At 53.5% G+C, this 24273-nt stretch carries 22 protein-coding genes, 1 tRNA gene and 1 pseudogene; 14 read left to right on the top strand and 10 right to left on the bottom strand.

Annotation, left to right across the window (positions count from 1 at the left end; all coding sequences use genetic code 11):
• Positions 1-19: 19 nt before the first annotated feature.
• The 4 genes and pseudogenes from K8942_05710 to K8942_05695 form a co-directional block, all read right to left on the bottom strand.
• Positions 20-135 (bottom strand): annotated as a pseudogene (locus tag K8942_05710).
• Between the two features lie 15 nt (positions 136-150).
• Positions 151-225: transfer RNA gene (locus K8942_05705), tRNA-Thr, on the bottom strand.
• Between the two features lie 14 nt (positions 226-239).
• On the bottom strand, positions 240-659 hold the full coding sequence (locus K8942_05700; protein ID UPA22513.1) for an iron-sulfur cluster assembly scaffold protein: 420 nt from the start codon (positions 657-659) through the stop codon (positions 240-242).
• Between the two features lie 20 nt (positions 660-679).
• Positions 680-1936 (bottom strand): cysteine desulfurase, encoded by a 1257-nt coding sequence (locus K8942_05695; GenBank protein UPA22512.1) that lies wholly within the window; start codon positions 1934-1936, stop codon positions 680-682.
• A 133-nt stretch (positions 1937-2069) separates the two neighbouring features.
• On the opposite strand from K8942_05695, the gene K8942_05690 reads away from it, so the two are divergent.
• From K8942_05690 to K8942_05670, 5 genes are all read left to right on the top strand, one after another.
• Complete coding sequence (locus tag K8942_05690) at positions 2070-4892, top strand: glycosyltransferase family 39 protein (GenBank protein UPA22511.1); 2823 nt, start codon at positions 2070-2072, stop codon at positions 4890-4892.
• Between the two features lie 64 nt (positions 4893-4956).
• Entirely contained in the window at positions 4957-5622 is a 666-nt protein-coding gene (locus K8942_05685) for a glycosyltransferase family 2 protein (GenBank protein ID UPA22510.1), read from the top strand.
• The gene (locus K8942_05680; GenBank protein UPA22509.1) at positions 5619-5984 is read left to right on the top strand and encodes a DUF2304 domain-containing protein; all 366 of its coding nucleotides are present in this window, start codon (positions 5619-5621) and stop codon (positions 5982-5984) included. Before K8942_05685 ends, K8942_05680 begins: the two co-directional genes overlap by 4 nt.
• Positions 5985-5988: 4 nt before the next feature.
• Entirely contained in the window at positions 5989-7092 is a 1104-nt protein-coding gene (locus K8942_05675) for a glycosyltransferase family 4 protein (protein ID UPA22508.1), read from the top strand.
• A gap of 50 nt (positions 7093-7142) precedes the next feature.
• Positions 7143-8201 (top strand): glycosyltransferase family 4 protein, encoded by a 1059-nt coding sequence (locus K8942_05670; protein UPA22507.1) that lies wholly within the window; start codon positions 7143-7145, stop codon positions 8199-8201.
• On the opposite strand, the gene K8942_05665 is transcribed toward K8942_05670, so the two are convergent.
• Complete coding sequence (locus K8942_05665; GenBank protein ID UPA22506.1) at positions 8186-8902, bottom strand: NTP transferase domain-containing protein; 717 nt, start codon at positions 8900-8902, stop codon at positions 8186-8188. The two genes, K8942_05670 and K8942_05665, sit on opposite strands and share 16 nt — an antisense overlap.
• An 88-nt stretch (positions 8903-8990) precedes the next feature.
• On the opposite strand from K8942_05665, the gene rfbB reads away from it, so the two are divergent.
• The 5 genes from rfbB to K8942_05640 are packed head-to-tail and all read left to right on the top strand — an operon-like array spanning position 8991 to position 14460.
• The gene (gene rfbB / locus K8942_05660) at positions 8991-9986 is read left to right on the top strand and encodes a dTDP-glucose 4,6-dehydratase (protein ID UPA22505.1); all 996 of its coding nucleotides are present in this window, start codon (positions 8991-8993) and stop codon (positions 9984-9986) included.
• Entirely contained in the window at positions 9983-11062 is a 1080-nt protein-coding gene (locus tag K8942_05655; GenBank protein UPA22504.1) for a glycosyltransferase family 4 protein, read from the top strand. Before rfbB ends, K8942_05655 begins: the two co-directional genes overlap by 4 nt.
• Positions 11059-12183: a glycosyltransferase gene (locus K8942_05650; GenBank protein UPA22503.1), complete on the top strand. Its 1125-nt coding sequence runs from the start codon at positions 11059-11061 to the stop codon at positions 12181-12183. Before K8942_05655 ends, K8942_05650 begins: the two co-directional genes overlap by 4 nt.
• Positions 12176-13279, top strand: coding sequence for a glycosyltransferase family 4 protein (locus K8942_05645; protein UPA22502.1), 1104 nt, complete (start codon positions 12176-12178; stop codon positions 13277-13279). Before K8942_05650 ends, K8942_05645 begins: the two co-directional genes overlap by 8 nt.
• Positions 13276-14460, top strand: a complete 1185-nt coding sequence (locus K8942_05640; protein UPA22501.1) for a GtrA family protein — start codon at positions 13276-13278, stop codon at positions 14458-14460. Before K8942_05645 ends, K8942_05640 begins: the two co-directional genes overlap by 4 nt.
• On the opposite strand, the gene K8942_05635 is transcribed toward K8942_05640, so the two are convergent.
• Genes K8942_05635 through K8942_05615 form a run of 5 tightly spaced genes read right to left on the bottom strand, consistent with a single transcriptional unit; the run spans position 14461 to position 18617 of the window.
• Positions 14461-15162, bottom strand: coding sequence for a glycosyltransferase family 2 protein (locus K8942_05635; protein ID UPA22500.1), 702 nt, complete (start codon positions 15160-15162; stop codon positions 14461-14463). It abuts the gene before it with no gap.
• A gap of 7 nt (positions 15163-15169) precedes the next feature.
• Complete coding sequence (locus tag K8942_05630) at positions 15170-16261, bottom strand: DegT/DnrJ/EryC1/StrS family aminotransferase (GenBank protein UPA22499.1); 1092 nt, start codon at positions 16259-16261, stop codon at positions 15170-15172.
• A 33-nt stretch (positions 16262-16294) separates the two neighbouring features.
• On the bottom strand, positions 16295-17137 hold the full coding sequence (locus K8942_05625) for a methionyl-tRNA formyltransferase (protein ID UPA22498.1): 843 nt from the start codon (positions 17135-17137) through the stop codon (positions 16295-16297).
• Positions 17134-17598, bottom strand: coding sequence for an N-acetyltransferase (locus K8942_05620; protein UPA22497.1), 465 nt, complete (start codon positions 17596-17598; stop codon positions 17134-17136). Before K8942_05620 ends, K8942_05625 begins: the two co-directional genes overlap by 4 nt.
• A gap of 2 nt (positions 17599-17600) precedes the next feature.
• A complete protein-coding gene (locus K8942_05615; GenBank protein UPA22496.1) occupies positions 17601-18617 on the bottom strand; it encodes a Gfo/Idh/MocA family oxidoreductase in 1017 nt (338 codons plus the stop codon).
• Positions 18618-18709: 92 nt separating this feature from the next.
• Here K8942_05615 and K8942_05610 point away from each other — a divergent pair, with 92 nt between their 5' ends.
• Genes K8942_05610 through wecB form a run of 4 tightly spaced genes read left to right on the top strand, consistent with a single transcriptional unit; the run spans position 18710 to position 24257 of the window.
• Entirely contained in the window at positions 18710-20323 is a 1614-nt protein-coding gene (locus K8942_05610; GenBank protein ID UPA22495.1) for a hypothetical protein, read from the top strand.
• A 43-nt stretch (positions 20324-20366) separates the two neighbouring features.
• Positions 20367-21998: a hypothetical protein gene (locus tag K8942_05605; protein ID UPA22494.1), complete on the top strand. Its 1632-nt coding sequence runs from the start codon at positions 20367-20369 to the stop codon at positions 21996-21998.
• A 22-nt stretch (positions 21999-22020) separates the two neighbouring features.
• Positions 22021-23181 carry a glycosyltransferase family 4 protein gene (locus K8942_05600; GenBank protein ID UPA22493.1) on the top strand — a complete coding sequence of 387 codons (1161 nt, stop codon included), beginning with the start codon at positions 22021-22023 and terminating at the stop codon, positions 23179-23181.
• Entirely contained in the window at positions 23178-24257 is a 1080-nt protein-coding gene (gene wecB / locus K8942_05595; GenBank protein ID UPA22492.1) for a UDP-N-acetylglucosamine 2-epimerase (non-hydrolyzing), read from the top strand. The genes K8942_05600 and wecB overlap by 4 nt, the downstream gene beginning before the upstream one ends.
• Positions 24258-24273: the final 16 nt, after the last annotated feature.

Genomic DNA, 24273 nt, shown 5'->3' with positions numbered 1-24273 from the left:
GGCTTTTTTGTATGTTGAATGGAGCCGCCCATCGGGATTGAACCGACGACCACTTCCTTACCATGGATGTGACGCTGTGGCGTCACAGGTGTTTTTTAGGGGCGCCCCTCTGGGGCTGCACTGAGCTAGGGCTACGTGGATTTACAAAAATGGAGCCGCCCATCGGGATTGAACCGACGACCACTTCCTTACCATGGAAGTGCTCTACCACTGAGCTAGGGCGGCTCGGGACTGCCATCCTAACTGGTTTTGGCGTCATTTCCAACCGTTTCTGCCCAAGTCTGCAATGATTCGCCCCGGAGTGTATGGAGGGTGTTTTTCAGGGTATGGAGGCAGAGAAGGGCGCATTTGATGCGGCGGTTGCCGACAGGGATGCCCAGAAGCGTGAGGATATCGGCGGCTGTGAGAGCATCGAGTTCGGTCAGGGTTTTCTCCTGCATGGCCTCTGCCAGAATCGACATTCCTGCCTGACTGATGGCGCAGCCGTCGCCGGTCCAGTTCAGTTCTGCATGGTCCACATCATCGCTTGTCAGGAAGGCTGTGAGCACGTCGCCGCAGCTTAGATTTTTCTCTGTATGCGCAGCCGTCGCATCGCCGCGCTCCTGTTTGAAGCGGGGATGTCGGTAGTGGTCGAGGATGGTGTCGGCGTAGAGATCCATGACGGGTTATTGGTGATTGGTTATGGGTTATGGGGCTTGAGAATGTTGATTGCGTCGAGAATTGCGGGGCGGACACGAAGGATTTCTTCTTCAGTGGTGTGGATGCTGACGGAGAGTCTGGCGGATGCATTCATGCCGAGTGCTGTGTGCAGTGGCTGGGCGCAATGGTGGCCCGCGCGGAGGCAGATTCCTTTTTGTCCGAGCATGTCGGTCAGGTCGTGAGGATGGATATTGTCGATAACGAAGCTGATGCAGCTGTGATGGGTGATTGGTGATGGGTGATTGGTGATTGGGGTGCCGGTAGAAAGATTGCCTAAAATATGAAGTCCTTCGATCATCGATAGCTCTTCTTGGGCCAAAGTGAGAAGGGCTTGTTCATGAGCAATACGGTCATCCCAGGAGAATTGGTTTTGCCAGTCGATAGCCGCCTTGAGCCCGATTGCTTCTGCAACAGGTGGGGTTCCGGCTTCGAATTTTGCGGGGGCGTCTGCGGCGGTGAATCCGTCCCTTGTCACTTCGCGGATCATCATGCCGCCACCGAGGAAAGGGGGAAGTGTGCGCAGAAGATCGCGTTTTCCGTAGAGCACACCGATGCCGGTTGGTCCGTAGATTTTGTGGCCGGAGAACGCGAGGAAGTCACAATCAATGTCTTGCACATCAATCGGAAGATGGGCAGCCATCTGGGCTGCATCAACAATCAGGAGTGCATTGTGCGCGCGTGCGAGCGCACTGATTTTTTTCAGATCCGGTGCAGTACCCATCACATTGCTCAGTCCAGTCACTGCTACAATCTTCACGCGGTTATCCGTCATCTGTTTTTCCATGGATTCGCTATTGATCTGTCCACTCTCCGTTATCTCGATCCATCGGATATCAATTCCTTTCCGCTCTTTCAGCTGGAGCCAGGGGACGATATTGCTGTGATGTTCCAGAACGGATATCAGCACCGCATCACCGGGGTGCATGTCTTCACCCAGACTATGTGCCAGCAGGTTGATAGACTCGGTCGTACTCTTCGTGAAGATAATTTCGTCGTTGTACTTTGCATGAACGAATTGCTGAACGGTTTGCCGGGCATCGTCGTAGAGCGCCGTCGCTTTTTCGGCAAACGGGTGCATGCCGCGATGAGGATTCCCGATGCCTTTTTCGTATACATCGCACATCGCATTGATCACTACCTGCGGCTTTTGCGATGTGGCCGCACTGTCGAGATACGTGATGTTTCCTGCATTCAGGAAAGGGAAGTGCCGGCGGATGTCTGTGAGGGGCAGGCTCATGAGGTGACAGTATACCGTATTCGCCGGAGTGCTTTTCTGCTTTCCAATGGATTTTTCCTATCCTTTACCGAAAAGTAGAGTGACCAGGCCTCTGGTGGTCGCTATACTTCAGGCCATTGATTTCCCGCTTTCTATGACCGAACAACTCCAAAAGACCCTGCGTATTAGCCTACTGTGTCTGCTTATTCTCTGGGGAGGCTATACCGTGCTGACGTATCTGTCGGTCCAGGTGCACCAGGCAGTTCTTCTGTCCGAAGCGAGTCAGGCTTCCATCACAAGCCGCTGTGGTGCCAATCTGTTTTGTCAGCAGTGGAATACGTTCTTTCCGTTCATCGGGCATACCATCGGACGGGCTGCGCCTTTCCTGTGGTATCTGGTCTGGAGCGTGATTGCGTATGGTGTGCTGCTTGGAATGTCCTTTATGAAAACGGGAGAGTGGAAGCTGCGCTTCACCATGACACCGCTTAAAATGTGTCTGGCGTTCCTTGGGTGTACGTGGTTGCTCTTCACGGTTTTGAGTTTCGGTTCCATTGATGGCCAGCCGTACAGCCGGGTCTTTATGCCGAGCGCTCAGGTGTATCCGGGTGCTGATCAGAGCACCATCAACACCCTTGCGGAGGATTATATGCAGTTAAAGGAGAGCGGATGTCTGACGGAAGTGCAGAGTGCATCGGTCGGTGTGGAGATTTCTGAAGTGCATCACCTGTGTATGCAGCGTGCGTTTGTGACACGCGTCTTTACGGAAATGCTCTCCATCGGGTATCTGCTCTTTGTGCTTCTTGCGTTCGGTCGCATGCTTTTGCAGCTGCTTCGCGTTCCTGCAAAAACGCCGTTATTGGAAGCAGTATTCAGTGCGGCACTCGGAGTGTGCGGATTGATTGTCGTCTTGTGGTTATTCGCTGTTGCCGGTGTTTATACACAGTTGGCCGGATGGCTGGTTCTTGGTGCATTGCCGTTTATTGCCTGGCCCCATGCCGTGTACTGGGTCCACTCTCTTGCCAACAGACGTTGGGAGTTTACCGGAGCATGGCACAGTGCGTTCTTGTTCCTCACGTGGTTACTCCTGAGTTATCTGGTCTTTAACTTCCTGACCGTTGTCCGCCCGTTCCCGATTGGCTGGGATGATCTTGGTGTGTATCTGAACGACCCGCGCCTGCTGGTGAGCTATGGCAAATTCATTCCGCGCATGGGTGCATTCCAGTGGGAATATATTACGTCGCTCGGCTTTTTGCTTTTTGGGTACAACAGCTGGTTTGGTGCTACGACTTCTATGATGATCAACTGGATGGCAGGCCTCTTTGCGGTCTTTGCCATCTACGCATTCGGTGCCACGTATCTCGGCCGCAGGCAGGGGCTGATTGCCGCATTGCTCTACTACACATTGCCGCTTGTCGGACACTTCTCTTTTGCAGACATGAAGGTGGACAACGCCGTCTTCACGATGGGTGCGCTCTGTATTCTTGCCGCCTTCCTCGGTGTCTTTCCGGCGCATACAGAAGAGGAGCATGACAATGATGATGCAGAAGTGGTTCCTGCAGGATTCTCCTGGCAGTGGATCATTCTTGCCGGCATTCTCGGTGGATTTGGCTTTGCCATGAAACCAACCACTGTCATGGTGGTGATGTCCGTCTTCTCCGTTCTTGTTGGTGTGCTGTTGCAGCCTGCCGCCTTTATTGGTGGTGGATTTTTGGCATGGGCGGTCTTCACGTTCCAGAATGTGTTCAATGTAAAAGATGTCTTCCAGCGTTTGTTCGGCAATCCTGATGTTGTCTCACGCTCGACCGCTGGCGTACTTTTTGCAGTCATCGGCGCCGCGATTATCGGTGTCTTCTCTGCATTGCATCCGGCGCGTGTCAAAAAAGCATTCCTTGTCTCTGCAGTCTTCTTGGCTGTGTTTGTCGGTACGCTTTTGCCATGGGTCATCCATAATAATATTGTCGCCGGTAACGTTATCCCGAAACTGATTCTCCGCACGCCAAACCGTATCACGCCGGATTTCCTGGTGGGTGGACAGGTGGTGGGTCCGGAAGATAATGCGCGTTCTCTTCCTGCTGAACTGGCAGTCGATCCGCAGAATGCCGCGTGCGTGGGTGGTACTTCCAAAGTGGAAGAGCTCGATCGGTACTGGGGTTACGGCACAGGTATTTCCCATTACCTGGGATTGCCCTGGAGATCAGTCATGAATACGGACAGTGCCGGGTATTACGTCACGACAATTCCTGCGCTGCTTCTCTTTCCGTTGCTCCTTCTCCTCCCGTACTTCTGGACAAAGAAAGGCCGGTGGCTGCGATGGCTCTTTGTCGCAACATCGTTCATGGTGGTGCAGTGGGTCTTCCTTGCAAACGGCGTGCCCTGGTATGGCATCGGTATGTTCCTGGGACTCGTGATCGGACTGGAAGCACTCGTGGCCAAAGCGCCGGATCAGGCGACGAAAATCACTGCGTCGGTATTCCTCGGTCTGTCTCTTCTCATCGCGTTCGGTAACCGCTTCTGGCAGTTTGAAAATCAGCGGAGTCTCTACACGTATGCCTTTGGTGTCGTGTCTGCGCCTGCCATGCAGGAACGCACAATTCCTCACTATAATCTCATCCGCGATGTTGTCATCCAGCGTGCGGAAACGATGCCCGATGCACCGTATGTCTACCGTGTCGGAACCTTTATCCCGTACTTCATCCCGAAAAATCTGGAAGTGCTGCCTATTGCCGATAACCAGCTCGATCTCTTCAGCTGTATCAATCAGGATAAAGATGCACAGCTGACGCTCAAGCGCATGAAGGCTCTCGGGTTCAACAGCATCATTTTCGATACGAATACCGCGACCATCGAACGCGATCCGAACGGTACGCTGCATAAGAAAGTGGAAGCATTCCTTGATTTTGCCAACACGCCGGGCCTCGGGCTTCAGGCTGTGGTGAATGATACGGCTGGCGGGATAGTCTATATCCTCTTGCCGTAAAGTCAGGATTGGGGCTGTTTTGCGCGTAGTGGAAGCTAAAAGCCAAAAGCTATAAGCTATCCTCATGATTATTGCCGTCATTCCTGCCTATAATGAAGCCACGCGTATTGCGTCGGTGGCGAGTGATGTCATGAAATATGTGGATCGCGTGGTGGTGGTGGATGATGGATCGAAAGATAATACGGGTGATATGGCAATGAAGGCAGGTGCATTGGTGGTGCGGCACATGAGTAATAGTGGCGCCGGTGCGGCAACGATGACCGGTCTGGAAGCAGCACGCAGACTGGGTGCGGATATTGTGGTGACGTTGGATGCTGACGAGCAGCATGCGCCGGAAGACATTCCTTCACTCCTGAAGCCGCTTACAGAGAACAAAGCAGATATCGTGTTCGCCAACCGGTTCGGAACCCGCAATAAAATCCCGTTCGTCCGCCGTGTTTTCAATGGTATTGGAAACATTGTGTCATTCACTGCCACAGGACTCTGGGTGAGTGACAGTCAGTGCGGATTCAAGGCATTCGGACCGAAGGCGCTGAAAGACATCAATCTCCGCATGAGCGGTTTTGAATTCTGTACGGAGATTGTGCGTGAGTCCGTGCAGCACAAGTGGCGGATTGCAGAAATCCCCATCAAGGTGATCTACTCCGAATATACACTCGCGAAAGGCCAGTCATTCGCCAATGGCGTCCGTACCGCTTTTAAAATTCTCTTACGCTCCTTTCTCCGATGACCCTCACGCCCTATCAGATTGTTGTCCCGCTTCTCTCTATCCTTGCAGTCATCTACGCATGGAATCTGGTGATGCGTCAGAAAAAGACGTTGTGGGAGGCACTGCTCTGGACCGTCTTCTGGGCGGTGATTGCACTGATTGCCATTTACCCCAAGCTTCTGTCGTACCTCACGGCTGCAACGGGTATCAAGAGTCAGGAGAACGCGGTGATCTTCACATCCATCGGCATTCTCTTCTTCATGGTGTTTTACATCATTATCCGTTTGGAAGAACTTGAGCAGCGCCAGACGCGGATGATCCGGGGAATGGCTTTGCGCGATGCAGGCCTTGCAAAGGACGATCAGGTGAAAGATTCTCATTAACCCTATGCAGACGATTCTTCTCATCAGTCCGTACTGGAAAGAGCAGCATCGGTGGATGGTGAGCAGTTTCAAGCTGGCTGAACTCTGGCAGAGAATCGGGTACAAGGTGGTGGTTGTGTGCATGGGATCTGAGACGCGTGTCGAAAAAATATCCGACACGCTTACAGTCCATTTCCGCAAAGATATTTTTCTGAAAGATCCGCTGAATTTCGGGATCGCATTTGGCTTTGCAGGCTACGCCCGCCGCGTCATCAACGAGGTAAAGCCGGATCACATTGTCATCAATAAAGTCCTCTTCTGGACATCATTTTCCATGATTCCGCTGCGACTTCGCGGCTATCGAGTACAACTCCTGACGGATGCGCTCGTCGGCATTACGTGGTTTCCGCGCGGCATTGTGCCGGGCATTATCATGCGGATGGGTGCGTGGACAATGGGATGGCTTGTGCTGCTTGGCGCCAGTCGCGTTGTATTTTTCCATCCGCAACCGGAGCGCATTCTGAGGATTCTTGGCATCAGGAAAAAATCCCGCGTGATTCCGACAGGAATTGATCCTGCTCCATACGGACGGGGTATCGGTCATCAGTCATCGGTCACCAGGGTGACGTATATCGGGCGCTTGGAATCGGTCAAAGGTGTGGACGATTTTGTGGCGGCTGCGGTACCGCTTAAGAAAGAATTTCCGGATCTGCAGATTCAGGTTGTCGGTTGGTATACAGACAAGCATCCGCTCGTCGAAACATATCAGCATGAGGTGCAATTCACGGGGCTTCGAGAGGATATTCCCGCCATCCTCGGTGCGACTGATATTTTTGTGCTTCCGAGCTATAGCGAAGGCCTCAGCAATGCACTCATGGAAGCGATGGCAAGCAGCTGTGCGTGTATTGCATCCGATGTCGGTGGTAACCGCTATCTGCTCCAAAACGGTATCTCGGGACTCCTGTTTCCGGCAGGTGATCGTGAAGCTTTGGCAGCACATATCCGCCGCTTACTGAGCGATGCTGCCAAGCGGCGCGACCTTGGGATTGCTGCACGCAAGCGGATTGATGAAGTCTTCAGCTGGGATTCGGTGGGGTGGCAGTATCAGAGTTTTTTTGAGAATCGGTAAACGCGTCAATGAATGTGGCGCATTTGCGTTAGACTGGTTATGCTGGGTACGTGAAGAAGATTGTTATCCTCTCGGCATTCCTGACTCCATTCCGGAGCGGTGCGGAGGCTTGTGCGGAGGAGGTGCCGGCCATTCTTGCGGATGATTTTTCGTTTGTGATCATCACAGCGCGCATGAGCAAGTCACTTCCGGTTCATGATCAGATCGGGAAGGTTCCTGTTCATCGCATCGGGTTTGGATTTGGATTCGATAAGTGGCTCTTCCCATTTTTGGCGCCCTTTGCCGCACGCCAGTACAAGCCGGATATTATCCATGCGGTACTCGAATCGTTTGCGGGTCTTGCGCTCGTTTTCTGCGCCCGCACGGTACCGAAAGCCAAAAGGATTCTCACGTGCCAGAGCACAAACACGTCATTCCTGCTCGGGCTTATGCACCGGAAAGCGGATGCAATTACTGCCATCAGCTCCGTTCTGGTGGAACGTGCGAAGCAGTTGGGACGCACCGATGTTGTCCATATTCCGAACGGTATTCGTCTGGAGGATCTTCGCAAAGCACGTAAGAGTACCAAGAAGGTGCCGGGACGCCTGCTGTTTGTCGGACGCCTGGAACCAATGAAAGGAGTGGCAGTGCTCCTCGATGCCTTTGCGCTCCTTGTCCCGCGGTACCCGGACAGTATTCTGCATGTGGTGGGGGATGGATCACTGCGATCAGCTCTGGAAGCACGTCATCCGCAACTCGTCAAAAGTGGACACATTGTCTTCCGTGGATATCTGCCCCCTCTTTCCGTCTCTACTGAGTTTGCCGAAGCCGGCATTTTCTGCGCTCTCTCCCGCAGTGAGGCACTCGGCAATGTTTTTCTGGAGGCGCAGGCCGCTGGATGTGCGATTGTGGCGACGAATGTCGGCGGGATTCCGGATATTGTGAAAGATGAGGAAACGGGATTACTGGTTCCGCCCAATGACAGTGAAGCAGCAGCGCTGGCTTTGGAAAGACTCTGTGCGGATGAGGCGCTCCGCGCACAGCTGAGTGCGCAGGGAATCGTGCATGCGGAAACGTATGACTGGAAGGAGATTGCCGAGCAGTATGCAGCAGTTTATAACGCAGCCTGACGCTGGGCGCGTACTAAGCTCGCTGCCTCAAACAAACTCTCGAATGTTCCGGCATCGACCCATTCTTTCTGCAGGACGGTTGCCTTCAGGTCTCCTGCTTCCAGGAATCCGCGGCTCACATCCGTGATTTCCTTTTCGCCTCTGGCGGATGCTGCAAGATTCTTGATAATCTCGAAACAGCGAGGGTCGTAGATGTAACACCCTGTCACCGCAAAATTACTTTTCGGCTCTGCCGGTTTTTCTTCGATGGATATCACCCGGTCGCCGTCCATTTCCGCCACGCCGAAACGGCGGGGGTCATCGACTTCTTTCAGAAACACATGTCCGCCCCGCTGGAAAGACCGGATGACAGGGGTCAGATCATCAAAGAAAATATTATCCCCCAAAAGTGCGCATACACTCTGGCCGTCCGCAAATTCCTCCGCGAGTCCCAGTGCTTCTGCAATGCCGCCTGGTCTGTCCTGCACTTTATACGCAAAAGTCGCACCGAAACGGTTTCCGGAACCGAGGAAGCTGGTGATCTGATCAATGTGTTCCGGTCCGGTAATGACCGCAATATCCGTAATTCCTGCATCAAGAAGTGTCTGGAGCGGGAACTGGATGAGGGGCCGGTCGTAGACGGGGAGCAGGCTTTTGTTCGTGATTTCGGTTAAGGGCCGAAGCCGGGAGCCGGTGCCGCCGCAAATGAGGATGCCTTTCATGGGTTTAGCTTATAGCTTCTAGCTTTCAGCTTCTAGGCCAAGATGGGTTCGGGTTGGGGTTGAGGCCCGGGTTCGGTATGATTCTCCTATGAATATTCTGGTTACCGGTGGCGCAGGGTTTATTGGCTCGCATTACGTCTTGCGACACGTCCGGCAGCATCCGGAGGATCAGGTGATTGTGCTGGATGCGCTCACGTATGCTGCTGACCGCTCCCTCCTTGATCCTGTGGCAAATGCCATCGTCTTTGTAGAGGGGGATATTGCCGATCTGCCGCTCCTCGAAAAGCTCGTCTCGGACTATGAGATAGATACCATAGTAAACTTTGCGGCGGAGACCCATGTCGACCGGAGCATTCAGAATGCGGTGCCGTTTTTGCATAGTAACGTGCTCGGAGTGCAGTCGCTCATCGAACTTCTCAAGAAGCATCCGTCTATTCTGCTTGTGCATATTTCCACGGATGAAGTCTACGGAGACCTGCAGGATGACGAGCCGATCTTTACACGTGCATCCACTCTCAAGCCCAGCTCACCCTACGCGGCGACGAAGGCGTCCGGGGATTTGCTGCTGCTTGCAGCTGCCCGCACCTATGGCATCAGTGTCCGCATTACCCGTTGTACGAATAACTACGGTCCGCATCAGGACAGGAGCAAGCTGCTGCCGGTTATTATCGGCCGTGCATTCATGGATCAGAAGATTCCCATTTATGGCGAAGGAAAGCAGAAGCGCGATTGGCTCTATGTGACAGACCACACCGATGCAATCGAACTCGTTCTTGAAAAAGGTGAGAACGGTCAGGTGTATCTGATCGGGGCGTCAAACGAACGTCAGAATATTGATGTAGCCAAGACGGTGCTCAAGGCTCTTGGGAAGCCGGAGAGCCTCATTCAGTTTGTGCCCGATCGTCCGGGTCATGACTGGCGCTATAGTCTGGATGCGTCGTCTGTGCGTGCGCTTGGATGGGAGCCGCAGGTGTCGTTTGCAGACGGAGTGCGGGAGACGATAGCGTGGTATGAATTGAAAATGGAGAATGATGAGGATTCCGATGACGCCGAAGAATCCGATGATTCCGAGGATTTGTTATGAAGATTATTCTTGCAACCGGCATCTATCCCCCGGAAATCGGCGGACCTGCGACGTATGTCGAGAAGCTGGCACGACGGCTGGTTGATCGTGGATGCACGGTGAGCATCATTGCGTATGGCGAGCAGGAGAATATGTCTGCACCTATTCCGGTTATCCGCGTGTCACGCAAAGGAGGGATGCTTGCGCGGTGGAGACGGTATGCAAAAGCACTTCGGGAGCACGGTGCGGAGGCGGATGTGATCTACGCATTTTCATCCATCAGCTGTGGCGTGCCGCTCTGGCTCGCAAAACTCAAACACCCGCGCAAGGTTCTGAGGCTCGGTGGAGATTTCCTGTGGGAGCGTTATACAGACAAAGGCGGACTCCTCTCACTTTCAGACTGGTACGCAACCAAACCGATGTTGCAGGGCCCGATGAATGGCTTACTGCAAACGTTTGATCACATCGTATTTTCGACGCACTTCCAGGAACAGCTCTACGAAAAAGTGTACCGCAACCTGCCGCTGCATCATGTGATTGAAAATACCCTGCCTGCCGGAACGCCGGTGCTGCATGAAAAGCATGACCCGTTCCGTGTGCTCTACCTCGGGCGGTTTGTCGGTTTCAAAAATCTCGGATCACTGATTATGGCGCTGCACGATCTTCCTGCAACAACGCTCACATGTGTGGGTGAGGGGCCGCTCCTGAAACAGCTGCAGGACCTGGTGCATGCGGAACATCTTGCGGATCGTGTGACGTTTTGTCCGGCACAGGGTGCAGATGAAAAGCAGCAGTCTTTCCTGGAGCATGATCTGCTCGTGCTGCCGTCGCTCACGGAGATCAGCCCGAATACCGCACTGGAAGCACGCAGCCTCGGCTTGCCCGTTCTTCTGACACAGGAAACGGGCCTCAGTCGCCAGCTTTCTGATGCGATGCAATTGCGTGCTCTGCGTTCGCCAAAAGACATCAGTAATGAAATCCGCGACATCGAACAACTGTATCCGGTCATTGCGGAGCGCGCCGCAAGTGCACTCCCGGAGCGGTCATGGGATACTGTGGCAGATGAGCATGTCGCTCTCTTCCGCAGCTTGCTATGAATCTCCTCATGATTTCAGGCGATCGATCTGTGCTCTCGGGAAAACGCGGGGCGTTCTGGTATACGCTGGAGGCGTTTTCGAAGCATTGGGGGCGTATTGATATCATCTGCCCGTACGTGGATATCGACACAAGTAATCCAGACACGCTGACCTTTTTCGGGAATGTGCATTTTCATCCGTCGCCGCAAAAAAGTCTGTGGAGCCAGCCTGCATGGATTCTCAAAAAAGGAATGCAGCTGCACGCGCTCTTTCATCACAATGTGATGACCGTGCACGAGTATCCGCCTTTCTATAACGGCATCGGTGCCCGAAAACTTCTGAAACGCATGAAGATCGGGAGCGTGCTTGAGCTGCATCATCTTGTTGGATATCCGGATCCTGCGTCACTTACGGAACGTATTGGGCGGATGCTCTCCCGTCTCTATCTGCCATTCGAAATCCGCTCGTTCGATGTAGTGCGCACCGTGTCCAAGCCGGCTGCGGAACGGTTGCTGTCGTGGAAGGTGCAGAAGTCCAAAGTATCTGTCGTGCCGTCTTTCTATCTGGATCACCAGGTATTTGCAGCGCTCCAGCAGCCTGCAAAAAAACAGTATGACGTCGCGTTCTGCGGACGGCTGGTCGAAAACAAGGGGCTCGACACGTTGCTTCGCGCTATTGCCAAACGCCCGCGCATTACGTTGCTTGTCATTGGTGATGGGCCTGAGCGCAAGCGGTGTGAGGAACTTGCACGGCAGCTCGACATTAGCGAGAGAGTGGAATTCCGCGGCTGGCTGGCGGAGCAGGATGATGTTCTTCGCACCCTGATGAACGCAAAAGTCTTCGTGATGAATTCCCTGAGTGAAGGCGGACCGCGCATTGCACTGGAAGCCATGGCCTGTGGACTGCCTGTCGTGGTGACAAAAGTCGGCGTGATGCCGGATGTCATCGAAGACGGGAAAAACGGGCTCTTTACCTCCGGTACGCCGGACAACCTGATTGTCATGATTGAACGGCTGCTGCAGGACGAAGCGCTGCGCATACAGATGGGGCAGGAGGCAAAAGGCGTTCTGCAGCGTTTTGAACGCGAGAAGCTTATTGCCAATTACGCCCGTTTCTTGCAGTCTGTAGGGACTAATGGATGATCTCTCTCCTTTGTCACAGGCTCCCATCCCCTCCCGCCCCTTTGGGGCACCCTCCCCTGCAGGGGAGGGGAAGTTGAAGCTTCTTTTTATCACCCAGAAACTCCACGGCCAGGATGCCTTTGGCATTCTGTGGATTAACGCGTTCCGGAATGCTGGCTATGACGTGCAGGTTATTTGTCTGGAGTGGCGACCGGAGGAGGCGATGGCCGCGCTCGGCATCACCAGTATTCCGTTCACTGTGCACTCGCTGGGGAAAGAAAGAGGGTTATCGAAGATGATGCAGATTCTCACCTTCATCCGCCTGACATTCACCCTCCCTTTCGATCGCATTTTCATTCATATGGCACCGGTGTGGGGACTGCTGGGAGCGCCGGCATTTATTCTCCGCCGTAAACCGACCTACCTGTGGTACACCCACTACAAAATGCAGGCCGGACTCCGGCTCATCGGTTGGTATGGAAAGAGAATGTTTTGTGCGACGCCACAGAGCATGCCGCAATACGAGGGGAATCCGAAGAAAGTCGTTGTCGGTCATGGTGTGGATCTGGGGTACTGGGCGAAGCGTCCGAATGTCGATCCTGATCCGAGGAAGCTGCTCGTCGTGCACCGTCTGTCACGTAGCAAACGCCTGGAACTTATCATCCGTGCCCTCATTCTTTTACCCGAGGATTTCACGCTTGATGTGTACGGGATTGAAGCGGAAGCGGACTATGTGGCGGAGCTCAAAGCACTTGTCACAGCATTGCAGCTGGAACATCGCGTCACGTTCCACGGCATCATCGCGAGCAAAGATCTGCCTGCTCTGTATGTGGCGCATCAGCTGATTCTCAATATGGCGTCAGAAACAATCGACAAAACCATGGTCGAAGCTATGACCTGCGGTTGTTACCCGATGACCACCAAAGGCAATGCGCTCGCCATCGGTATTCCTGTTGCTCCAGAGACCGATACTCCGGAGGCGATTGCCGCTTTCATTCTGACGTACGGATCGAAAGCGCCTATCGACGCCAATGCCATGTATGAAATTGTGGAAACGCGGCACAGCCTGAAAGCACTGATTGCGAAGATGGACGTCTACATCCACTCCGGCACATGACGCACTCTCCCATTCCCTGTTCGGTCCAGGTTCTGACGCGTAACAGCGAGCGGTCTATTGAGCATTGTCTGGAGACCCTCAAGGATTTCGGAGAGGTGATTGTGCAGGATGGACATTCCACAGACCGGACAGTGGAGATTGCGAAGCGCTATCCGAATGTGACGATCATGCCGCAGAACCCGGTGTACCTTGATACCGAAGGACGTATCCGCGATTTTGCCGCTATCCGTAACGAGAGCATTAATGCTGCAAAATATGATTGGGTTTTAGTTGTTGATGCTGATGAAGGCATCAAGCCGGATCTTACCGAGGAGGTCCGTCGTCTCATTGCCGACGACAAAAAAGGCGTCTACATGGCGTTTCGCCGGTATTACGTCGACGGCACGAAGATCATGTATTCATCCCAGTACCCGGCGCTCCAGATTCGCTTCTTCTACCGGCCGCTCATTGAGGGGTATCAGAAGCCTGTTCATGAGCGTATCAAAGTGAAGGAGGGAGTGGAGCTTCAGATGCTTGAGTCAGAACTGCCTGTCCCGCTGCCGCCCGCGAAAGATCTGGTTGCCAAGAACCATCGGTACCTTCTGATGGAAGCAAAGCGCGCGGAGAACATCACCTTTTTTGGATGGTGTAAGTGGGTGCTCTGGCGGAATACCCGCACGATGATTGGCGTCACGCTGCGGCTGCTGAAGATCTGGCTTGTTCCGCGAGAGGGAGCAAGATTGCCGCTTGCATACGAAATGCAGTTCCAGATGCATTCCCTCAAAACCATCATTCACACCTTCCCACTGATGGTCCGATTCCGCCGGCTGCCACTCCATGCCCGTCAGTTCATTACCTATATTTTTACCGGAGGGTCGGCGGCTGCCATCGACATTGGTCTGTATTTACTTCTGATTACGCTGGGCCTCTTTTACATCACTGCATCGATTATCAGTGGCGTCTGTGGATTCATCAGTGCATTCCTGCTGCATAAATATGTCGCATTCAAGAAGCATGACCGGATCGGGAATCACTTTCTACGGTACTGTCTGCTTGGGCTTTGGAATCTGTTTGCCACGACCCTCGTGCTCTATATTTGCGTGGACATTATCGGGATTCCAGAAGAGGGGGCGAAGATTCTTGCCAACGCATCGGTCGTGTTCTGGAATTTTTTCCTCTATAAATTCTTAGTGTACGTCTGATTATGGTTTGCGTCTGAGGATCTGGAGTATCCACCAGACTTTCAGCATATCGCTCACAGAGCTGATGATCGTCGAAGGTTTGCCTCCGCGTGCTTTGCCGCCCTTTCTCGGTTCCTGGATCATCTCCACATGGGCGATTTTGTAGCCGCGTTTGGCGGCACGAATGAACCGTTCGGCTTCCACAAAGACGCTGGTGGATATGACTTTTATATCGGAAATAATTTCCCGGCGGACACATTTGATGGTGCCCGGATCGTGCAGGTCCACGCCAAAAAGAATGCGCGGGAGCCAGCGGTAGGCGGAAGAAATGATGTGCCGGTAGATCGTGTAGTCTTTGTAGATGCGGTCGCAGATGACGACGTCGTGCGTCTCCAGGAGCGGCATGCATTTCATGAGGGTTTCCGGTGGGAATTGCCCGTCTCCGGAAATGAGGAAGAGGAAATCTTTGGTAGCGGCTTTGTATAAATCCTCGAATGTCGTTGCGATTCCCTGATTGATGGCATGACGTTCAATGCGGATCTCCGGGTGTTTTATTTTGGCTTCCTGCAGGAGTTCCCATGTATTGTCTTTACTCGCATCGTCCAGCACGATGAGCTCGTAATCCGGTGTGCAGTTTTTCAGAACGGTAATCGAGCGATCAATAAGATCGCTGATAGTCGCACTTTCATTGTAGGCCGGAATCAGGAGGGAGACTGAGGGCATGGACGCCTCAGAGTACCTCGTTCAGCGCACTGATAACAGCGTCAATCTGTTCGCTTGTGAGTTCCGGGAACATGGGGAGCGAGAGGATTTCCTCGGCCAGCTTTTCACTGTGCGGGAAATCGCCCTTCTTCCAGTTGCTGGCATAGGCCGGCTGGAGGTGGATTGGGACCGGATAGTGGATGCCGGTAGCAATACCTCTGTCTGCAAGTTCTTTCTGGACACGGTCGCGGTCAGCAACCCGGATGATAAAGAGGTGATAGACAGATGTGCTTCCTGGTTGGGTAGCAATCGGCACTGCTTTTTCCGGAAGTTTGGCCAGATACTCTTCTGCGTGCGAACGGCGGGCATTATTCCAATTGTCTAAATGCGGCAGCTTGACGCCAAGCACCGCGCCCTGAATACCGTCCATACGTTCATTCCATCCCACTACATCGTGATGATATTTCTTGGGCGAACCGTGTTCGCGGAGCACGCGGAGCTTCTGGGCAATCTCTGCATCATTGGTGGTGACAGCTCCACCTTCTCCGTAGCATCCCAGATTTTTTCCGGGGTAAAAGCTGAACGCCGCACCGTCACCCAAGCTGCCTGTTCGCTTTCCGTTGTAGAGAGCGCCGTGCGCCTGGCATGCATCTTCGAATACCAGTACGCCGTGTTTTTTGCCGATTGCCATGATGGCATCCATATCGACCGGCTGTCCGTAGAGGTGCACAGGGAGAATCGCTTTCGTGTGCGGGGTGATAGCTGCTTCAATTAATGCAGGGTCCATCAGAGCGGTATCGGGCGTGCAGTCTACCAGGACGGGGATGGCACCGATTTCGGAGATTGCTTCCGCGGACGCAAAGAAGCTGTTGGTGACCGTAATCACTTCATCTCCTTCGCCAATGTCATACGCCTGCATCAGGAGTGCGAGGGCTGCAGTGCCTGAATTGACCGCGACGCAATGACTTGTGCCGCAGTAGGCTGCAAATTCTTTTTCAAATGATTCCACTGCCGGCCCCAGAATATATGCAGAAGAATCGAGCACTTTCTGGATGGCGGGACCGATGTCGTCTTTGATAGTGCGGTACTGGGCCTGGAGATCAAGGAAGGGGACAGACATGTCAGGAGTGAAAAGCAGGTAAGAATCTGATGATTACGCTTCTGGTTCTACATGAATGTACAGGGCGCCGTCCAGCGTGGCGACAGTCAGTGTGTTGTCCGACCGGCTGATGACCGTGCCCGGGCTTTGAACGGGATACAGCATGCGGCGTTCCGCGTGGACGATCGAGCCGAATTCGCACACCGGCCACTGCAGCGGAGGGAATGTAAATGCCCGTATCCAGTTGTACAGGCGTTCCGTCGGCTGGTTCCACTGCACGGTCTTCTCCGAGAAATGTATCGTGTTTCTGCCGTAGTAGGTGTAGTCCTCATTCTTTTGCGGGGTGCGCGTATTCTTTTGCTCGAGAACCGGGAGGCAGTGCTCGGAAAAGAGCTGTGTGCCGTGCTCTATGCAGGAAAGATATACGTCTTTGGCGGTATCTGCCGGCTGGATGGGGAATATTTTTTGGGCGATGATATCGCCTGTATCGATGCCTTCATCTATGTAATGAAGCGTGACGCCCATTTCTGTTTCACCGTTCAGCAGGGACCAGGCACCGGGGAAGCAGCCTCTGTAGCGCGGTAACGGGGAGAAGTGAAGGTTGATCACTCCGTAGGTTGCGCTTTCAATGACTTCTTTGGTCAGCAATTCGGCACACTGAAAGGAGAAGAGAAAATCCGGTTTGCTATTTTTGAGCCAGTCGAGCGATTCGCGGAGTTTCGTGCGGTGCAGGGGAAGGTTCTGGCTTTCGGCATATGCGGCAAATGACGGCTGCCAGGTAGCGGTGCCCGTGTCTTTGGGGTCAGGGGAGACGGCCAGGATGTGCGCGTGTTGCTGCAGGATCTGCGTGCAGCGGATCGCGATATCGCCATTGCCTGCAATGATTGCTGTCTTCATAGGGCGGGATTTCCTTTAACAATGGCATGAGCCGGAACGTTTTTTGTCACCACTGCGCCGGCACCGATCATAGCTCCTTCACCAATGCTGATGCCCGGCAGGATAGTCGCGTTGGATCCGATGGATGCCATCCGCCCGACATGTGTTTTGAGACATTCCCAGTCCTGTTCGGTTTGCAGACTTCCGTCCGTATTTACGGCACGCGGACGCTTGTCATTGGTGAACATGACCCCGTGACCGATAAATACCCCGTCTTCCAGAATTACACCCTCACAGAGAAAACTATGACTCGATACCTTGCAGTTTTTTCCGATGACCACGCCTTTCTGTATTTCGACAAATGCCCCGATGCGCGAGCCGTCACCGATAGTGCAGCCGTACATATTCACAAAATCACGGATGACAACGTCTTGTCCCAGAATAACATCGGGTGCGATTTTTTGAAGCGGGGAGCGTTCCATGCTTAGAAGGTAAGGGGGCGGTTTTCTGCAATCGACTGGTTCGCGTATTCCAGAATCTGGAGAATTTTCCGGCCCTGTTCTCCGGGTACTTTCGGTTCTTCCACCCCTTCAATCACTGCGCGGAAATGGTTTGCTTCCAGGCGGAGGGCCTCTGTGTTATCGAGTTTCGGGATCAGTACATCGCCGCTTCTGTAGATGGGGAAGAACGGGCTGGCATCTTTTGATTCGCCCAATGCGCCGCGCTGGACGCCGGTGTCGTAGATGCGGATTTTTTCGGAAGGATGGATGTCATCAAACAGAACCATTTTGTTTGTTCCACCGATAATTGTCTGGCGGAGCTTGACCGGAGAGAGCCAGCTCACATGGATATGCGCTTCAAATCCGCCCTCAAAAGACATGTGCAGATGGCCGATTTCCTCCTGGTCTCCATAGTGTTTGCTGCCGTGTGCGAAGAGCGTTTTGATGGTTGTGAGATCGCAGATCAGGCCGAGAATCGAGAGGTCGTGGATGGCAAGATCCCAGAGAACATTTACATCTTTCTGAATCAGTCCCAGGTTAATGCGCGACGAGTCGAAGTAATAGAGATCCCCCAGATCGCGGTTGTCGACTAACTCTTTAATCTTCCGGACAGCGCCTGTGTAGACGAATGTGTGGTCGACCAGGATATGCAGGTTTTTGCTTTTGGCGAGGGCAATCAGCTCATCAGCTTCCGCAACGGTTGAAGTGATCGGTTTTTCAATAAGAACATGCTTGCCGTGTTCGAGCGCCGCTTTTGCGATCGGAAAATGTCCCCGTGTGGGTGTTGCGACAGCAATGGCGGTCAGCTCGGGATCGTTCAGGAGATCGTCGAGTGATTGGGTGTGGGTGACAGACGGATACTGCGCGCGCATTTTATCCAGATTCTTCTGTTCCAGGTCGCATCCGTATTTCACTGTCCAGCCGTCCGCTGCACTGAAGTTCCGGAACAGATTCGGTCCCCAGTAACCAAGGCCGACGATACCGATTGAGAGGGTGGACATGGAGGGAGTATAGAAGGAAAAATTGAGAATTGAGAATTGAAAATTGAAAATGATGGGTTCGGGTTCGGGTCGGGGTTCGGTATAGTCTGAGCATGCGACGGGATTCATTTCTCTCTCTGGTACTTCTTTGTGCGGTGATTGCCGGCTTTTTGTCTGTGCTGCCGTATGTTTTGCATACGTTCTCTCCCGATTTTCAGGGACTGACGATCATGCGGGATAAAGACTATGCAAACTATGACAGCCGTCTGCAGCGGGTCTTGGTGGGGTATCCGGAGGAAGCGTCGAATGCGATTACGCCTATTGGCTCAGGGATTGAAGGATTGCAGGTTGCGGGGGTGGAGAAGGTGATCGGGGTGCTGTTCGGATGGATTCCGGTCGATGCACCGACTCTCAGTGTCATTGTGACCGGCGTCCTGACACCGCTTCTGTTTGTCCTTTTTTATCTGCTCTTTACGACGCTTTGTTTCCCGAAACGCTGGTCACTTGGCATGACACTTGTCCTCTTTTCCGTGATGTTCCATGGCCTGACCCGCGTGGTGCATCCGGGCTGGAGCTTTGTGCCGACTATTGCGGCTCTCCTCGCATTTTTCCTGTTCTTCCGGAAACCGTCAGTCACTCATCTGCTAATTGGCATCTTTTTGCTGGGGTTGATGCCGTATATTTATTTCTGGAGCTGGACCTGGAGTTGGGCGGTCGTGGGATCGTTTGTCCTGCTCTCGCTTTTTTCCGGACCGGATACAAATCTCCTTCGGCGGTCGCCGTTCTTTACGGTCCTGCTGGCACTCGGAATTCTGCTTCTTGCAGTACCTTTTGCCCTGCAGACCATTTCGCTATTCGGCAATGCCATCTATCCCGAAGTCTCTATCCGCGCGAGTTTCCTGTACCAGCGTTTTCCCGAGTCCCCGGTCCGGTCCGCCTTTCTTCTCCTGCAGCTTGCCGCTCTTTTCTCCCTCTTTAAATCGTATCGCTCCGATTGGACATATATCGCGGCAGTATCGTTCCTCTTGGGCATCGTTCTTGCCATGCATCAGAACGTACTGCATGAACGTGTACTGATGTTTGCGTCCCACTATTATCCGCAGCTACTCATCAGCACGACCGTCTGTGGCGCGTGGGTTCTGTTACGACGGGTCTGGATGCCGGCAAGAATTGCTGTTGCAGGAATCGCGGCTGTTTTTCTTGTAGCCGGTGTCTCTGACTATTTTTTCGCCCATGCATTCTTCATTCCGAAGCCGGAGGATTTCCGGGATCAGCATATGGCCAGTGCCATCGCGCTCCTGAAAGATCAGCCCCGCCAAACCATTCTCACTGACGCCGACACCGGGCGCATCGTCACCGCATGGACGGACCATGGCATTGTCTACACGACACACGCCCGATTCCTCTTTATCTCCGATGCTGACTTGGTAGAGCGCTACTGCGTTGCAGAAATTGCGAATCCTCAACCGGAGGGAAACCGCGTCCTTGATTTTGAGTACAACAGAATCCTGCAGTCAGCGGTGTATCAGGCGTACCAGCAGCGTCTTATTACCGAGACCTGTATCCGTGTGAAGGCCGATCCTCTCACCTATTTCCGGAAGTATAATGTGAGTCTCTTTTTATGGAACAAAGAACAGCGTCCGGCTTGGACTGTGGATGCAGCGCGCCTTGGATTGACTGAAGCACAGGAGGGGGAAGACTGGATTTTATGGAAAGTGACACAATAGGGCGGGGGTTTGGGTTTAGGTCGGGGTTCGGTAGGATACAACTATGTCTGAACGCACGTATCGTCTTGTGCTTGGAGTGGCTGCTTTGTTTTTGGCGGCGTGGATTCTGTTTCCGTTTGTGCGCTATGCGTCGTATCCGGATTATCAGGGATTGGTGCCGCTGCGGACCGGAGATGATGGCGCGTATTATGACCGTATCCAGACTGCGCTGCTTGGACGGTTTGATGAAGTGAGTAATGGCATTACAGGCCCAGGGATTCAGGGAGTGGGATCGGCGTCAGTGGAATTCATTACCGGATTTTTGCTGCAGGGGACAGGGCTTCGCGGACCGGAGGCGGGAGTGCTCCTGATGGTTCTGATTGCGCCGCTTTTCTTTGTCTTCTTTTCGCTCTTCTTGCGCCGGCTCGGGGTGTCTGCACGGATGTCTCTGCTCCTGACTGCGCTTTATACCGTCATGGTTCTCGGGTCGCTCCAGCGGCCGGTAAATCTGTCTTTCACTTTGCCGTATACCGCACTCGTCCTTCTGGTCTTTGCGAATGCCCGTTCGCGTGGCGGCATGGTCCGCTGTCTGCTTGCCGCCCTTCTGATTGGCGTGCTCCCCGGGGTGTACTTCTGGGCGTGGACGTTTTTGTGGGCAGCCTGTGCATGTGTTTTGCTTCTGCAGTTCATCGCATTTCCACGCTCAGGCACAAATGATGTCTCACTGCGTCGGCTTATCGGAATGGGAACGGTCACATTTCTTGTGGCATTGCCATTGCTCTTCCAGACCTGGGTGATGCAGGTGACCAGCTCGGTTTTTTCTGATGTCGCGTCGTATCGCAGTGGGCTCTATCCGTCCCATGCGATTGAATCACCTGAGCGCGCCGTGCTCCTTTTGCTTCTGGTCATTGCATCGCTGACGATTTTTATCCGCAGGAAGGATCTGCGTGAGGTGTTGCTTGTGCCGGTCTCGCTCGTCATCAGCGCGTTTGTGGTCATGCATCAGAATGTCATCCACGGAAAAGATCTGATGCTTTCCAGTCATTATTATCCGTTCGTCTGCCTGGCTGCGGTTGCCATGGCTGCCACTGTTCTTGCGCACGACCCTGTCCGTTTACGCACAGCTCTTGTGAAGTGGCCCTCCACACTCGTCCTCATTATTACATCCATATTGCTGGTTGCAGGATTCTGGGACTACCGCATTACATGGAAGTTACCTTTTGCAAAACAGTCAGATCTGAATATGCAGTACCTTGCACCCGCTCTCAGGCATCTGACAGATGGCACGCGTCACGCTATCCTCTCCGACGGGAAAACCAGCCTGCTCGTTGCGGCCTGGACCGATGACAGCGTCGTCTTTACACCATATGTTCAGAGCCTGCTTGTGAGCGATGCGGACTATATTCGTCGTAGTTGTTTGTCCCAGCTGTTTCATCCCGCCGGCCCCGATACCCGTGCGATTGCCTGGGAGCTGACACAGTTCCGTGGTGAGCATTTGCTCGATGTACGGGAGGCCGAAGTGCGCTCTCTCTGTACAACACTGTTCTTGAATCCTCGTGCTGCATTGGAGGCGTATAACGTCGATCTGCTTCTTTGGAATGAAACGCTCTACCCGCTCTGGACGATCGATCCGACACTCTTTGAAAAGACAGAAAGCGGAAATGGCTGGAGTTTGTGGGCTCTGCGGAGTAGGTGAAGTGTGCTATCCTGCTTCGTCCATGCGTATTGCTTACTGCACCAACGTCCGGCTTCCGAGTGAACGCGCCCACGGCCATCAGGTCGCGCAGGTGTGTGATGCGCTCGCGCATCTGGGTCACGAGGTGACGGTGTTTGCCCCGTTCCGGAAGAACGTTGTGACTGATGATTATTGGACGTATTACAACGCCGACCGGCGTGTGAACATAGAACATCTCGGGTCGTTTGATCCCATCGACTCGCCACTGCTTCCCGGAGTCACGGGGCTTCTGACGCTCAACGTGCTTTTGCGTCGTGCTCTGAAAACGACTCTGACACAGGAGCGCTTTGATATGGTCTACACCCGCAGCCCGGCTCTACTGCCTGCACTGCTTGAAAGCACTATCCCTGTGATTGTCGAACTGCATCAGCTGCCGCGCCGTAACAAAAGAGCATTCATCAAACAGTGTAATCAGTGCCGGATTGTCTCCTGCCTCACCTCTCCCATGCGCGACACGCTGCTCTCGTGGGGCGTGCTCCCGGAGCGTTTGATGGTTGCGGGAGATGCGGTTGATCTGACCCGCTTTGCAGCGTTGCCCACGCGTGATGCTGCGCGCGATGCGTATAAAATCCAGACCAACAGACTGGTTGTCGGATACGTCGGACGTCTGAAGACTCTGGGGATGGAGAAGGGGGTGGGGACACTGCTGGAGGCGCTCAAATATCTGCACGATTCCCATGAATTTTTCGGACTGGTGGTTGGTGGACCGGAATCTGATCGCAAAGAATACGAAGCGATGGCTGCATCATATGGGCTTGGCCCGATGGACATTCTCTTTACCGGTGAAGTGCCGGGTAGCGATGTTCCGCTCGCGCTTGCTGCCTGCGATATGTTTGTCATGCCATTCCCGGATTTTCCGCATTACCGCTTCAACATGTCGCCGCTTAAAATGTTTGAATATATGGCCGCTGGTCGCCCGATTGTGACGTCTGATCTCCCGACAGTCCGCGATGTGCTCAATCACGATACTGCAGTTTTCTGCAAACCCGGTGATGCTCAAAGCCTGGTTCTTGCCCTCCATTGGATTAAAGACCATCCGCAGGAGGCCGCAGAACGTGCGACAAAGGCGCAGGAGCTTGTGAAAACCCATTCGTGGGAAGAACGCATGAAGAGAATTCTGGATGCTGCTACCATCAAGGCATGAAGACGATTGTCTCTGTCTGTTCGGCGCGCCCCAACTTCGTGAAAGTGGCGGCAGTCCATCATGCGCTGGCAAAACACGGCGGCGAGTTCAGGCATGTGATTGTTCACACGGGTCAGCACTACGATCCACTCTTCTCTGATATCTTCTTTGAGCAGCTTTCCATCCCGCTTCCGGACTACAATCTCGGGATTCATGGCGGTACGCGTGAGGAGCTTTTGGCTGCCACGGAGATTGCCTGCTGCGATGTTTTTCCGAGCATTCAGCCGGATCTTATTTTGGTGTATGGTGATGTGAACGGGGCTCTTGCTGCCGCGCGCGCTGCAAAGAAGTGTGGCTATATGCTTGGTCATGTCGAAGCCGGACTCCGCTCATTCGATCCTTCCATGCCCGAAGAACTGAATCGCATTGAAGTCGACGGCCTTGCAGACATTCTTTTCTGCAGTGAGGGTGCGGGTGTGGAGCATCTGAAAGAGGAGGGTGTGGGTGGCAAAATTTTCCTGGTGGGAAACACCATGATCGACACGCTTGTCCGCATGATGCCCCTTATTCAGGCTGCAGAATTACCTGTTCGTTTTGACGGCCCGTTTGCCGTTGCCACGCTGCACCGCCCGAGTAATGTCGATAACCCGGAGACGCTTCGCGAAGTACTGTCATTTTTCTCAGAAATCTCCCGGCATATGCCGCTCGTGCTTCCTGCACACCACCGTCTGATGCATGCCATCACTGAGTTTAACCTTGGCGACAGCGTTGCACCGACCATCGAACTGATTCCGCCGCTCGGATACGTCCCTTTCATTCGCATGGTGAAAGAGAGTTCCTTCATCCTCACGGATTCTGGCGGTATTCAGGAAGAAGCTGTGTATTTGCAGAAGCGCTGTTTCACACTCCGTCGCAATACCGAGCGCCCCGCTACCATCGCCAGTGGCAGCAATGTCCTGGTCGATACGGCTGTCCACGCAGACCGCAGCATTATGCTCGCGTTTGCTGAACACCCTGTTCCGCTTGATGTGACGGTACCGGATTTGTGGGATGGGCAGACGGGGGAGAGGATTGTGGGCATATTGACAAATATGTAAATTTTATTAATATATC

The sequence above is a fragment of the Candidatus Peribacteria bacterium genome (assembly GCA_023038255.1).
In the GTDB taxonomy this organism is placed as follows: domain Bacteria; phylum Patescibacteriota; class Gracilibacteria; order Peribacterales; family Peribacteraceae; genus CALREJ01.
The sequence above is the reverse complement of the archived record's forward strand: the minus strand, read 5'-3'. Positions and strand labels throughout refer to the sequence as shown.